We start from the raw sequence: 12,753 nt of genomic DNA on the forward strand, positions 1-12,753 counted from the left end.
ACGAGGACCGGAGCAGGACCAACACTCGTGACGGCCGCGATTGGCGCGGCCTCGACGACTATTTCCATCCCTCGGATTCGGATGCTCTGAGACACGCAAAAAGGCCGGCGTCCCAAAGGACGCCAGCCTAGTGCAGGACGGGTGGGCGGAGCCGAAGCTCCGCCGGGTGGCGGTTAGCCAAGGGCCGCCATCTGGAGGTCGGCTGCCTGCCGGCTGACGGTCTGGCCCGGGTTCTCGGCCTGGCGCTCGTAAGGCTTCCAGCTCTCGCCGACGATATGCTCGTAGGCGGCGACGGCGCCCTCTGCCGCCATGCGCAGCGCGTGGGCCTGAAGACCCATGTCGGCCGCGAATTCGCGCTTGCGCTGGGCGTTGCTGTCGAAGCCGACCGGACCGTCGAGGTCCTCGTCGCGGGTATCGTTGGCGAGCTTCGCCGTTGCATCCTTGGCCTCGGTGACGGCCTTCGAGTAGAACTGGCCTGCCCCGTAGGCGGAACCGACATAGGAGCCGACGATCCTCTGCAGGTGGATCTGCATCGCCTTGTCGGAAAGTCCCTCGGAGAGTGTGTCGGCGCCTTCGGTCAGGCTGCGCTCGTGGAATTCGCGGATGCCGTCGCTGTCGAGGACGGGAAGGCCGAAGCTTTCGGAGATGAGCGTGGCCTGATTGCCGTCCGGGCAGCAGAGGCGGACCATTTCGAGGGTTGTGCCCTTGCGAAGCTGGACGACGCGGCCCTTGGTCTTGGTGGAGCGGGATGGACTGGACATTAAGCGATCCTTTCTAGCGATGCCCTTCAGGTGATCCGGCCCTTGCCGGTCTTTCCTGCGGGTGCGGTCGAAAGGAACCGGCGGAAGCTGGACGCTTCAGGGTCCGGATCCTGCCAGGCGAGCGAGGTCGGCTTGCGAACAAGCGGGGCCAGCTCTTCGCTGGTCCCTGCGCGGGACGCGGGCCGGCCTTGTCGAGATCGGCGGGTTCCGGCCGCTCCGCGGCGCGATAGCGGCCTTGAAGGGGCCAGCCGCCGGTTCAGACCGCAGCAAACCCGCCGGGGAGATCGGCAAGGGGGTGGTCGCGGACACCGGCATGCGGAGGGATAAGCGCCTGTTCGATCCGATACACCAGGCAATCCGCTTGCCCGCGAAGCTGCGGGAGGGACGCCAGTGGTTTGAACTTCGGCTCCTGCTGGCATAGGTAGACCTGCGCCGGCCCGCCGCTGCGGATCAGATCTTCGGCCTGCTCCCACATCGGACTGACAGCGCACGGTGTTCAATCCCGCGGTGAGGGCAGCAATGACAGATCAGAACGACGACTACGTCTATGACGACACGACAGGGGAATGGCGACCGGCTTCGGAGATGGCTGCCATTGCAGCTTCTGCCGGGCGCATCGAAGTTCGCGACGCCGCCGGCAATGTGCTCGCCGACGGCGACTCCGTCGTCCTCGTGAAGGACCTCAAGGTCAAGGGCGCGGGCCAGACCCTGAAGCAGGGCACAGCGATCAAGTCGATCCGGCTGACCGACAATCCCGAAGAGATCGATTGCCGGCATGACGCGATCAAGGGCCTCGTGCTGCGCACCGAGTTCGTGCGCAAGCGCTGACTTTGAGTGGCGTTACGCCGGTTCCTGCGCCTTTGTCCATATGTCGGGACGCCACTCCGCAATCACGGCTTCGATGGCGGCACGGTATTCCGTCGGATAGGCAGCATTGTTTTGCCGGGCGAGCCAGGAGAACACCGCGGCCATGTCGGCGGCGATTTGCGTGTCAACGCCGAACAGATCAGCGAGATCGAAACCGCCGAGGCTCTCCGCGTTCCACCATGCCAGGATGAAGTTCGCCACGCGGCGAGCCTGTCCGGTGTCACTACGCGCAATGGCAAGAAGGCGTTCGAACGCTCCCCGTGTGTTCTCGTCCATCGGCGGACCCTCCAAAGTATTCGCGGATACTATGACATATGGGCGCCGGTCGTCCATCTCCCCTCGACAAGAATCCCATGGGCGTCGCCCTCTAGAGGGCGACGCCGCGTGTTCACGCGGCGCGGGATCCTTCCGGGCAGCGCCGGTCGCGAAAGACGGCGATCGCCCGTTCCTGGCGGGCGAGCTTACGCGATAGCGCATCGATCTCGCCCCGGCGCTCGAATGTGAGGCGCTCGACCTGATCGCGAAGCAGCCGGTCTCCCTCTGGCCTCCACTTCGGGCCACGCCGTGAGAACGATCGCCGCTTCGCACGAAGGGTAACCGTCAAGCGTTCGGCGCGACGCTCGATCCGCCGCTCGATCCGGCTGAGATGGTTGCTGGTCTGCCGGCAGGCGGCTTCCATACGCGACAGCAACACGCGCTCATCGAGCCCGGCCATGGCTCGCCCCCAGTCCTCGCTGGCGTGGCCAATCCGGAAACGGCGTTTCGTCAGGCGTGTAGCCGGACGGAAGCTCGACCGGCGCGATCGAGGCGGCCAGGTCCTCGCCGGCGACGGCCCAGTCGATCAGGTTCGATCTGGGACCGCGGTTTAAGCGCGTGGCGTCACTGAGGATGTCCTGCAGTGCGGTGTCGACCACCGGGCGCGGATCGGGGCCGGCCTCGACAAGAAGATGGACGGCGACCAGATAGGTTGTCATGGCCGCCCCTCCCTCCACATGGGCGGGCGCAGCGACGGCGCCCGGATGGAGAGGAGAACGGCCTGCTTCCAGGCGTCCCTCCCCGTGAAGTGACGCTTGAGCCGCGGATGCCAGAGGGGCAAGCAGGTTTTCGTCGGCCTGGTATGGGCGGCTTGCCATCCGAAGGCGGAGGCAATGATCTTCCAGTGCATCGCAGCCCCCTATCGGTTCCAGCCGACGAAGGTCGATGGACCGTCGTACTCTCGGTGCCGCACCTCATCGATGACAAAGCCGAAGCGGCCGCCGCTGACGCCGTACTCACTGGAAGGCACAAGAAAGCGCCGGGCGCACCGCGCTCCGGCACGGTCACCGCCGAGGGTGGCCACCACTTCGGTGAACCCCGCCTCATGGTCCGAACGAATGGCGGAGACCACAATCCAGCCATCGGCATGGCGCTTGTGGAATTCGCGCTCATCCTTCATCGAGGACTGGCCGGGTTCGAGCACCCTGCCATGGATCGCTTCCCAGGCGTCCGGATACCAGTCGCGGATCGTCTTTTCCGCGCACGCCTTCTCGAAATCCGTGAACAGGTCGGGAAAGGCCTGGGCGACAGCGGCCCAGTGGCAGTCCTCTTCGTACCAGCCGCCCACCGATCGCAACAAGCCATGGACTTTGCTGTTGCGTCCGCCAGTGAGGTGGAATCCACCATGTGACGCGGTGGAATGAACGGTCACGCCCTCGGCGTAGACCGTCGCCCTCTGCGAAATTCCCCACGGCGTGTTCGCGCGGGAGTGGATTTCGCGACGCCCAAGTGCTGCGCGTTGCTGCTGATGATGGGCGTTCTCCAGAATCTTCGCCCGGAAGGCGTCCTCGTCGGCCAGTTCACCGGAATGACCGTAAAAATCGTTGCGCGTCCATTCCGCCATCGGCCGGCTAATGCGCCAACCGGCGGCGAGATAGGACTTGCCATCCCGCCCCGGCGCCATGGCGAATGCAGTCTCACCAACAAGAGCGACCAGCAGGCCATCGGCGCTTCGGCCAAAAGAAACCCCCGGATAACCGGGGGTTTCTTTGTCGTGGATCTCCGAGGTGAGCGCATTCATGCCGCCGCCCTCCCCTCTACGGTATCCGCCGCTACAGCGTCGGCCGTCACCTCCTGCAGCACTGCCCGCGAATAGCCATGCCGCGTGAGCCATTCCTCAGCGGCGGCGCGGTTGGCGGCAAGATGGACAAGCTCGGCATCGTCGCCGGCACGATCGAGGACAAGGACCGAGCCGATAGCGGGCCGCTCCTTGACTGCGAACTTCAGGTCGCTGTTCACCGAAAAGGACTGGTGGACGCGCAGGACGATGGTGCCCTCACTGCCATAGTCGCCCTTGTGCAAGGTGATGGAAGCCGGGATCGTCGTGTTGCCGATGCGGGCTTCCGCCTGCTTGCGGATCAGGCGGCCGCCAGAGTTGCGGTTCTCCCAGGCGGCGAGCTTCTTTCGATGCCGCTCCGGCGGGCGTGGGGATCCATCGGAATAAGTCACGATGGAAGCGAGGGGAACGAGGTCATAGATCAATTGAGCGGACATGGTTTTCTCCGTGGTGCTCTTGGTGGAAACAAAACCGCCGCCGGTGATGTGCCGGCGGCGGGAAGATCGTTCGGAAGAAAATGAAGGGGCGCCGATCTATTCGGCGGCCACCTTGTAGGCCTCAACATGCTCGTCGGTGAGGTTCTCGTCCTGTGCGGCCGAGTCCTCATCGACGTAGTCATGCGCCGGCTCGACGATCGCATCGCCATCGAGCTCGTCCTGGTCCGCCGGCGTGCCGTCCTCGTCGGGCTTGGCCACATTCTTCTTCAACCAGGCAGTGAGTTTTGCCGCATCGGGGGCGAACAGCGCCGAGGGGTGGACGAAGCGTTCCTCCTTGAAGTACTCGACCAGGGCGGCACGGGTATCTTTGACCTTCTGTCGGGGCAGGACTGACGTGTCCGCGCAGGCACCCTCGAGCGCCGGCCGCGACAGGCACGACAGGAAGTCCTCCGTGCCCATGTTGGGCAGGAAGTTGTCCGCACCGATGGCGTCGCCGGCGACGCGGGACACGACGCCGCTGTCGGACCGGTTCTCCCGGCACGAGAGCACGTCGATTAACAGGGACCGCACGGCAATGCGCAGCGTGTCCATGTCGAAGTCGAGCTTGCCCTCCTCATTGAAGAGCGGCACGGAATGTTCGGCAAGGCTTGCCGCCCCGAAATACGACATGTCGCGCGTGCCGGACGCCACCGTCACGTTCTGCCCGGCGAAGGCGAGAACGAGCAGGGCCATCAGCGTGTCGTCCTCGATCGGAGCGCGTGACAGTGCCTCATGCAGCGCGTCGGTGCGCAGGTCGCCGATCATCTCCATCCCCTTGCGGGTAACATCGGGACGGGTCTTCACGACGATCGGCGCATCGTCACCGTCGACGACCCCGTCCTCGCCCCTCTTGCCCTTGGGCTTCTTCGCCTCGGGCATGCGATAGGCCACACTCTGCACCTTGCCGTCGCGATCGAGATACACGGCGGTGTGGTCGGACTTAGCCGGCTTGCCGTACACGCGCTCGGCCTTGGGCGGCAGCTTCGGCTCGCCCCACTGACCGGCTTCCACGATCACACCACGCTTGGGCAGGCTGTTCGCCATCCACTCCTGTTGCGCGCCGAGAAACGCCTCGACATCGGTGGTGTAACGGCTGTCCTGGTCGGCCGGCGCGAACAGGTCCTCGACCCAGGCGATGCCGTAGGCCTGAGCGAGATCGTCGCCGAAGCTGGCATCGCGCGCATACATGCGGGTCTTGGCGAGGCCGTTGGCGACGGCCCACCACGAGACCTGTGGATCGCCTTTGGTCGGCTTATGCGCCTTCCAGACCTCCTTCTGCTCCTCGAGCGAGGCGGCCGCGATGGTGCGGAGCTGGCGCTCGTCGGGCATGTCGCCCTTGGCCATATGATCCAGCATCGCCGGCAGCACATTGGCGAGCAGCCTCAGCTTCTTGATCTGGCGCACCGACTGCGCGAGCGCAATGCCAATCGCCTCCTCGGTCCAGTCGAGCGCCACGAGACGCTCGATGGCCCGCCACTGGTCGACGGGGTTCAGCGGTTAGGTTATGCGTCAAGTGTCCTGTTGGCCGGATGGCGCTGATTCTTCAATCTTTTTGGCTGCGCCTTGCATTTTGGATGTATCTTTGGCGCGGAAGCGCAGCCCTCTGGTGTCAATCACGATGGCTTTCTCGACGGAAGCGATAGTCGCCCTTTGACGCGCGGAGTGCTTTGGCGATGGTCTTATTGATGTCGTCGAGATTGCAGGACTCCGGGTGGAACTTGCGGCCAGCCCATCGGTGCATGGCTTTGTGTTCTTCATGGTCGGGGTCGAGCCAAGCCTCCAGGAAGCTGGCATAGCCTGAAGGCCCACCAGAGTCTTCGGGAGGTCCTGAACGTGTAGCGGCGACACAGCGAGGATATTTGACGCTCTCCTCACGCGCGACGCGTTCCAGGCGCAGCAGATGACGCCAATTATCGCCAAAGTCGTATTCGTAGAGGATCGTAAGAGGGTTTTCGTCGGGATCGTAGGGAAAGTGAAGGTCGATCATCCTGACCTCGGTCGCCTCGAAGATCCGGCTGTCGAACAGACCGTCCTCATCGAACTCCGGGGCGCCGTAGATAAGGCCGCCGATATTGAACTGATGCAGATGGCTGTCGGTCCAGCCAAAGGCGGCCTGGAGAATCTCGTGGAGTTGGGCAAGGTTGAGTGTGATTGGCAGTTCGAGAGTGCGGCTGATCTTGGGCTCGACGTCGAGGATATGAACCTCGGCGCGCACAATGAAGCTGTCTGGATCGAAGGGGTCAAGCATGCCGCAGATCATGCCGCGCACGATGGTCGCAGGCAATCGATGGGGAGACAATTTTCCTTCGACGAGCATGGCGACACGAAGTGGCAACCGTAGACGACGTCAGGATTTTGGCCCGCGGGTGAGCGGCACTGGTTTCACAGCTCGATCGCGTTCGGCAATCAGGCGGGCGTTGTGATGCTTCTGCCGCGCAACCTCCGCTTCGGCTTCGAGAATACGTTTCAGCAGTACGGCGTTCTCCGTAACCCTGCGTCTTTCCTCGATCTGCAAGACCTGAATCAGAGCTCGCTGCTGGGCGAGTTTGTCTTCCCAGGCTGCCAGCTTCTCGGGGACGATCTTGCGATCGCTAGCGCGGCGCAACTCGTCGATCATCGACCGGTGGTTGGTGTAGATGGCGTTGCGGCCGACGTGCGCTTCGCGCGCGAGCGTCGCAACAGTGAGGCGGTAGGATCGTTTTTGCAGGTCCGGATGTGTGGGGATCCCCTTTACCAACCGCTCCAGAGCTTCCCGCAGCTTGCGGTTCGTGTTGCGTAGCCGCTTTTCGTGAGGCGTCAGCGCCGGCATTTTGCTGGTCTTACGCGCCATCGCGATCATCCTTTCCATGATCCAGATCGCCAAGAATGCGATCGCATTCGGCAATCCGGACTTCCGCAAGTCTCCGGCTGATCGGGTCCAGCCCAGGGTGATCGAGAAGGCCGGCATTGCGATCCCGGCGCGCCTGCCAGACCGGCCTGTGCCTGGCTGTGACGGCGAAGTTGGCGCAGGACAGACAGGTGCTTTCGGTTCTCAGCACAGGGTTCGGTCCCCGCTCATCGCCGAAGCAGGCCGCGGTTTCGACACGGTAGACGCAATAACCCCAGTCACAGACACCGAGCCTGAGGTCGGTCTCCGCCATCAGGAAGGAGACATAGGCCTGGACATCGCCGTCGCGCGTGCGCCCGCGGAAGCGGGAGCGCTCGGCAATCATCCGTCCGCCCTTGCCTGCAAGCTCAGTCGCCGTCAGCACCTCTTCCAGGGCAGCGCGGGTTTCCTCCTGTGCATGCCGGTCGATCAGGTCGTCGAGCGCGAAGTCGGTCCCGACATAGCCGCGATCGGTCATGGCCCGGGTGACATGACCGAAGTGCGCCTGAAGCGCATGCAGGCCGGTCCGGTCGCGTTTGCCGACGAAGCGGGCGAAGGTCTTTCGGCCCTGATGGGTGTTCAGGTGCCAGGGTTCGCCCTCGTGGTCCGGCAGGCCGATGAACGGCGCAAACTGATTGTTCAGCCGCGATATAATCGTGTTGACGATTGGCAGGCTGATCCGGGCGGCAGGGCCGACGAGCCCCGTGCAGGCCGTCACCAGGAAGAGCTCGGATCGCCTGCTTTGTGCCCGCAGGCGGGCGGACAGCCGGTCCATGACCTCGACCGCCCGCTCGACCGGCGCTGGAGCAACCCAGCGATGGGCTTGGCCATCGACACCGCGCGCCGTCTTGTAAATCTGTCCGGCAAGATAGGCGAAGTTCTCGCCGGCATCGCCGGAGCGATGCTGCTCGATACAGCCGGTCTGAAGGCCAAGGATCTCCGAGACCCGGGCGCCGACAAGATAAGCGATCACGACAAAGCAGGCGTCGTAAATGCGATTGGCAAGATACCGCACCTGCTTGGTGCTCGTGACGGGCGCCTCATACCAGGGAGTTTCCTCCCCGGGCAGCGTCGAGAAGGTAAACGGCGCGATCGCGTCGGTTACGATGAAGCCGGCCTTCGTCTGGCTGATCCCCTTGGCAAGCGCGTCGTCATAGGTGGTCTGCGCCTGCAGCTGCAAAGCGATGACGTCGTCGGCCGCCTGCCCGATCAGCCGCAGCGCCGCCGAGACCAGGGGCACGGCGATCGCGTCCGGCGTATAGGGCAGCCAGCCCCGGTCACGGCGAACGAACGGGGGCGCGATCCCCGGGAATGGATCGTCGATCGCCACTTCGGGGAACTTCGCACCCTGAAGATACAGGCATGTCAGCAAGTTTGCATAATGTTGCAGGGTCACGGTCATCACCGCCTTGCCCGGCTTGCTGCCCGGACGCTGCGCCATCGATGCCAGGAACCTGTCGCAGGCATCGCGATCGAGATCGGCGAAGCTGCGGTATCCTTGCGCCGCCATCCAGCGGATCAGCATCCGCAGCGTGTTGAAGACACGGACGATCGTCGACTCGTGAACGTTGCGGCGACCTGGAGGCGGGTCCAGCTTCAGGCTCCACAGGAACAGTTTGGCCGCCTCTCGCCAGTCAGCCCATTGCGGATCGCTGAACCGGCTGTCGTCGGCAAGGGCAAAGCCCCAGTCGAGCGAGAAGTCGCTCCGGTTTGCGCCGGGACGATGGCCGTCGAGATGCCAGACCTGATCCGACCACACCGAGCGCGCCGATATCCGGAGTGCTGGCCTTGCCGCGGCAAAAGGATCGGGTGCTGTGGACGCTTGCATCGTTCACTCCAGCGCCGGAAGGGTTGGCAGGGTCGACATTCGACGTTCGGCCTCTTCGCGCAGTCGTTCCGGGAAGTCAGGCAGGATGTTCTCGGTGAGAATGCGCAGGCTCGGCACATACAGAAGCTCGAAGCGGCGTGGATCGATGCGTTCACGCGCGCGCTCCAGTTCCTCCTTGGCCTGAAGAACGCGCGCCATGTGATCCGCATCGATCGGGATAACCAGTCCCGGGCAGCGCAGGCATCCGCCGAAGTGCCGGCAGATCCTGCCAGCCGCCGATCCCGGTGCTATGCCCGTGGCCGGGTTGAGGCAATCATGGCTGAACGGAACCGTCGCATCGCTCGCCAGCGCAATCCGGTCGCGTTGCGCCTGATCCTCGCCGTCCGCCTTCGCGCCGACGATCCAGCCGAGCATCAGCGCCTGCGATCGGGCGATGGTCTCGCGCTGAATGCGGCGCGTCTGCGGTCCCTTGATGTAAAGCTCGGTCGTATCGACGCGGGCGTGGTTGAGCACGTCCTGTGTCGCGACGATATCGCCGCCGGACGCCTTGTAGTATTCGGTGGCGACGCTGCCCCGCAACAGAATGGCGGCAAAATCCGGCAAGAGTTGACGTGCGCGTTCCGGTGCGGCCCTGTTCCAGATGGCGATGCGGGCATTGGAGCGTTTGATGAACGGCTTCAGGGCATGCGACAAGGTCGCCTCCGCAATCAGCGTCACCGCGTCCTTCTTCTCGCTCTTCACCAGAAACAGACGATTGCGGTCCTGCCGGCTGGATCGGGAGACGAGCGGCGCCGTCATCGCCAGCAACCGGTCAATCAGGTTCGGCGCCGCATGTCGCCGACGGCAATCGAAGGATCGCCTTTGCGCGCGCTTCACCTTCGCGCCGGCCCGGGGCTTGGCCCATTCGACGATGACGCGATGCTCGTCGAGCGGATGCGCCACCTGGCAATCGCGCGCCATCATCCGCAGCGCGTCCGGATTGCCCGCCGTCTGGATCGCAATGGCGATGAAGAACGCGACGACCGTTTCGCCGGTCAGGTGAAGATAGCCGCCAAGATGACGAAGCCCGCCATGGCGGTTGACCGCCGATATGCTGACCTGGCTGCGGAGCGCAAGCGTGCGGGACGGCAGGACGCCGTCATTCACTCGAGCAAGCGCCCGGACCATGTCGCAAAGTTCGGGATCGACGCCATCGACCGGGCCGCTCGTGGCGAGGATGGTCCGACCCGCTTCGAAGCGATCCCACGCCTCGTCAATTTCCTCGTAGCACGCACGAAGGATTGCCTTGAGGTCATCGCCGCCGAGACGAGCCCGGGGATCGGCACTACGGTTCGGCCAGACCCGCCAGGGGAAGTCGATCCGCGACGGCAGCCGGGACGGATGCCGGCGCTTCGTCCAGTCGATCATCTGGCGAAGCTGCATCAGCACATTCGCCCGCGAGCCCTTCGACCAGGGCTGGTTCGTCTGTCCTGCGACCTGGCGATCCAGCCACGCGATATAGCGTCCAACCATCGCACTGGTCAGATCGTCGACCGACACAACAAGACCGTCTTCCGACACGAAGCGCGCGAACGCCCGCAGCGCCATCCAGCAATGACGCTGCGTGTCCCGGCTCGAGGCGGCATGATGATGACGGAAGGCGTCGGCCAGAAGCATCGTGATGTCCGATGGCAATCCGAGCCTGCCGAGATCGTAGCGCTTTGTGACCTCGCCCCAGCCGTCACGGAAGACGACGATGGTATCGGCTGGCTGATCCAGAACGATCGGCGCCGCAGCCGACAGCCTCCGGTCGATGCGCTCGCGTCTAATGGCCATCTGGGATCAGCTCGCCATAGAGATAGTCAATGCTGTCGGCGAGGTCCCGCGCATTCAGCTCGACGCAGCGCAGGTAGATCGACGTGCTCTGGATCGAACTGTGCCCCAGCAGGACCTGCACGATCTTCAGCGGATTGAGGTCGGGCGTGGTCACTGCCTGCCGCTGCAGCTGCACCAGCATGGTCGTCGCGAATGTGTGCCTCAGGTAATGCAAGGTTCCCGTCACCCCGGCCGCGCGGAACGCCTCTGCAAACGCCGCCGTCAATCGCGCCTTGCTGACGGCGTTTCCCTGGGTGTTGAGGAACAGAGCCGACGGCGGCCGATAGTCCGGCCGTTGACGACGCAACGCCCGGACCTGCGGCGTGCGAACCTCGTCGATATAGCGTTGCGTCCGGTCGACCAGGCGGATCGGCGGGTAGATCGTGCGCGGCTTGTCGCCCTTGGTGATCGTCAGCGGGACGCCGATCAGGGGATGATCCTCGTCGTCCAGATGCGCCGTCTCCGGAACCTGGAAGACGGCCAGGCCGCAAAGCTCCTTGCGCCGCAATCCCGTCGCCAGCGCCCATTCTGCCATCAGCCGATAAGGCATGACCAGATGCGCGAAGACCCGGCGCAACTGGTCGACCCGCAGCGGCCTCGGCAAACGCTCGTGTTCGGCAACCGTCAGGATGTTCGCCGCCGCGATTCCAGGCCGCGCCTTCACATGCGCGAGGAACGATTGCCTCCGGCCGGAACCCACGCGAACGTCGACGAAGTGGAACGGCAAGACTTCGATCCAGCCGCGGCCCTGCGCCCACCCGTAGAATCGGCAGACCGTGCGAACCCGGTCATTCACCGTCGAGCGCGCATAGGGTCGCTTCGTATGCGGGCTCGGCTGCGACAGCATCCGGTTGCGCCAGGCCGCAATCTCAGCCTCGCTCACGCCGCGCCAATCGAGACCGGATTGTTCCAGACTGTCGAACCAGTCGTGAAGATGCTCGCCATAGGTCCGGACCGTTTCCGCCGCGTGGCTGCGGCCCGGTATCGTCGCCAGTTCCATCAGCCAGGCGAATGCCGGCTCGATGATCGCCATCCGCTCCGATACCAGAATCGGAAAGCCCGCCGGGATGGCGGCATAGCCCATCGCTGCCTTGATGATCCGCACCACATCTGTCCTCTTTGCTCGCCGCCGTCCCAAACGGCAAAAGACACAGAACAGGGCGCAACCCCCTGCACAGCAACAAAGAAGACAGTTTCCCGAACCGGATGTTATCTTGAGCGGAGCGCCTTCGGCGCACTTCTCTCTTTTGATTGCGAGGGGTTCCCCTCGCGCTCTCCCGTTCGCCACGTGGCAGGGGTGCAGGACTTCGTCTACACCCCATCAAATAGCTTGTGGTGTCGCCGCCGCATCAAGCGTTGTCCTCGCTACGCTGCGGGAACGCTTGACCCGGACGTCTACGTGCCTTCCTCGATATGCCCCGCCAGTATCGCCCGGAACCATGACGGCCATGCGAACCAAACAGGACAGTTGCGACACAGAACCTAAGAGTTGCTCATGCGCCAGCGTTTCGGCCAGCGAGCGCATCGCCCCGCCATCCTCGGCGCGTTCGATCACCAGCACGGCTATCTCTTCGAGGCCTGCCGCAATCGACTGCTTCACGCGGCGATGACCGGCATCGATGACATAGCCATTGCCACCATCCGTTTCCGGCGCCACGACAGGCGGCTGCACGATGCCGACGGCGCGGATGGTCGCCAGCAGCAAGGCGTCAGCCTGCGGACTGGACTTCGAATGCCTCGCCTTGTCCGGGTTTTCCTTCAGCGCGCGCGGATCGACAAACTTCAGTTCCATGGGGATGCTCCTTCAAGCGGTTGCAGACGCGGCATCTGGCCGGTCCTTTTCCGTCTTCTTCCCGAAGACACCCCCCGGCCCGCGGAGCGGACGGGCCGGAGCAACTGCGGCCGAGCATCCCTGCCCGGCAGGACAAGCAGGGCTCTCAGCCCTGCGAAGGACGACGCGGCCGGGATCGCGAGCGGCGCGGTTGAGCGCAAGCGTCAGCGGCCCGCCC

12 protein-coding genes and 2 pseudogenes are annotated in these 12,753 nt (G+C 64.3%); 1 reads left to right on the forward strand and 13 read right to left on the reverse strand.

Annotated elements, in window-relative coordinates; all coding sequences use genetic code 11:
* Positions 1-173: 173 nt before the first annotated feature.
* Positions 174-761 (reverse strand): hypothetical protein, encoded by a 588-nt coding sequence (locus tag JG739_RS31945; RefSeq protein WP_202367787.1) that lies wholly within the window; start codon positions 759-761, stop codon positions 174-176.
* A 519-nt stretch (positions 762-1,280) separates the two neighbouring features.
* Here JG739_RS31945 and JG739_RS31950 point away from each other — a divergent pair.
* A complete protein-coding gene (locus tag JG739_RS31950) occupies positions 1,281-1,589 on the forward strand; it encodes an alkylphosphonate utilization protein (protein WP_202367788.1) in 309 nt (102 codons plus the stop codon).
* Between the two features lie 12 nt (positions 1,590-1,601).
* Here JG739_RS31950 and JG739_RS31955 read toward each other — a convergent pair whose 3' ends face one another.
* The 12 genes and pseudogenes from JG739_RS31955 to JG739_RS32010 form a co-directional block, all read right to left on the reverse strand.
* Entirely contained in the window at positions 1,602-1,904 is a 303-nt protein-coding gene (locus JG739_RS31955) for a DUF7673 family protein (RefSeq protein ID WP_202367789.1), read from the reverse strand.
* 112 nt (positions 1,905-2,016) lie between these two features.
* Entirely contained in the window at positions 2,017-2,343 is a 327-nt protein-coding gene (locus tag JG739_RS31960; RefSeq protein WP_202367790.1) for a hypothetical protein, read from the reverse strand.
* Positions 2,327-2,602: a hypothetical protein gene (locus tag JG739_RS31965; protein WP_202367791.1), complete on the reverse strand. Its 276-nt coding sequence runs from the start codon at positions 2,600-2,602 to the stop codon at positions 2,327-2,329. The genes JG739_RS31960 and JG739_RS31965 overlap by 17 nt, the downstream gene beginning before the upstream one ends.
* A gap of 200 nt (positions 2,603-2,802) precedes the next feature.
* Complete coding sequence (locus tag JG739_RS31970) at positions 2,803-3,684, reverse strand: DUF7007 domain-containing protein (protein WP_202367792.1); 882 nt, start codon at positions 3,682-3,684, stop codon at positions 2,803-2,805.
* Positions 3,681-4,157 carry a hypothetical protein gene (locus tag JG739_RS31975; protein WP_202367793.1) on the reverse strand — a complete coding sequence of 159 codons (477 nt, stop codon included), beginning with the start codon at positions 4,155-4,157 and terminating at the stop codon, positions 3,681-3,683. The genes JG739_RS31970 and JG739_RS31975 overlap by 4 nt, the downstream gene beginning before the upstream one ends.
* Positions 4,158-4,253: 96 nt before the next feature.
* Positions 4,254-5,690: pseudogene (locus JG739_RS31980) on the reverse strand (plasmid partitioning protein); the annotation flags it as partial.
* Positions 5,691-5,805: 115 nt separating this feature from the next.
* Positions 5,806-6,456, reverse strand: a complete 651-nt coding sequence (locus JG739_RS31985; protein ID WP_199202976.1) for a plasmid pRiA4b ORF-3 family protein — start codon at positions 6,454-6,456, stop codon at positions 5,806-5,808.
* Between the two features lie 87 nt (positions 6,457-6,543).
* Positions 6,544-7,026 carry a hypothetical protein gene (locus JG739_RS31990; protein WP_199202977.1) on the reverse strand — a complete coding sequence of 161 codons (483 nt, stop codon included), beginning with the start codon at positions 7,024-7,026 and terminating at the stop codon, positions 6,544-6,546.
* A complete protein-coding gene (locus JG739_RS31995) occupies positions 7,016-8,890 on the reverse strand; it encodes an integrase (RefSeq protein WP_199202923.1) in 1,875 nt (624 codons plus the stop codon). Before JG739_RS31995 ends, JG739_RS31990 begins: the two co-directional genes overlap by 11 nt.
* Before the next feature lie 3 nt (positions 8,891-8,893).
* Positions 8,894-10,705, reverse strand: a complete 1,812-nt coding sequence (locus tag JG739_RS32000) for a hypothetical protein (RefSeq protein WP_199202922.1) — start codon at positions 10,703-10,705, stop codon at positions 8,894-8,896.
* Positions 10,695-11,852, reverse strand: a complete 1,158-nt coding sequence (locus JG739_RS32005) for a tyrosine-type recombinase/integrase (RefSeq protein ID WP_199202975.1) — start codon at positions 11,850-11,852, stop codon at positions 10,695-10,697. Before JG739_RS32005 ends, JG739_RS32000 begins: the two co-directional genes overlap by 11 nt.
* A gap of 330 nt (positions 11,853-12,182) precedes the next feature.
* A pseudogene (locus JG739_RS32010) lies at positions 12,183-12,536 on the reverse strand (ParB N-terminal domain-containing protein); the annotation flags it as partial.
* Between the last annotated feature and the right edge of the window lie 217 nt (positions 12,537-12,753).

Origin of the sequence: Mesorhizobium sp. L-2-11, from assembly GCF_016756595.1 — a bacterium.
Classification (GTDB): Bacteria; Pseudomonadota; Alphaproteobacteria; order Rhizobiales; family Rhizobiaceae; genus Mesorhizobium.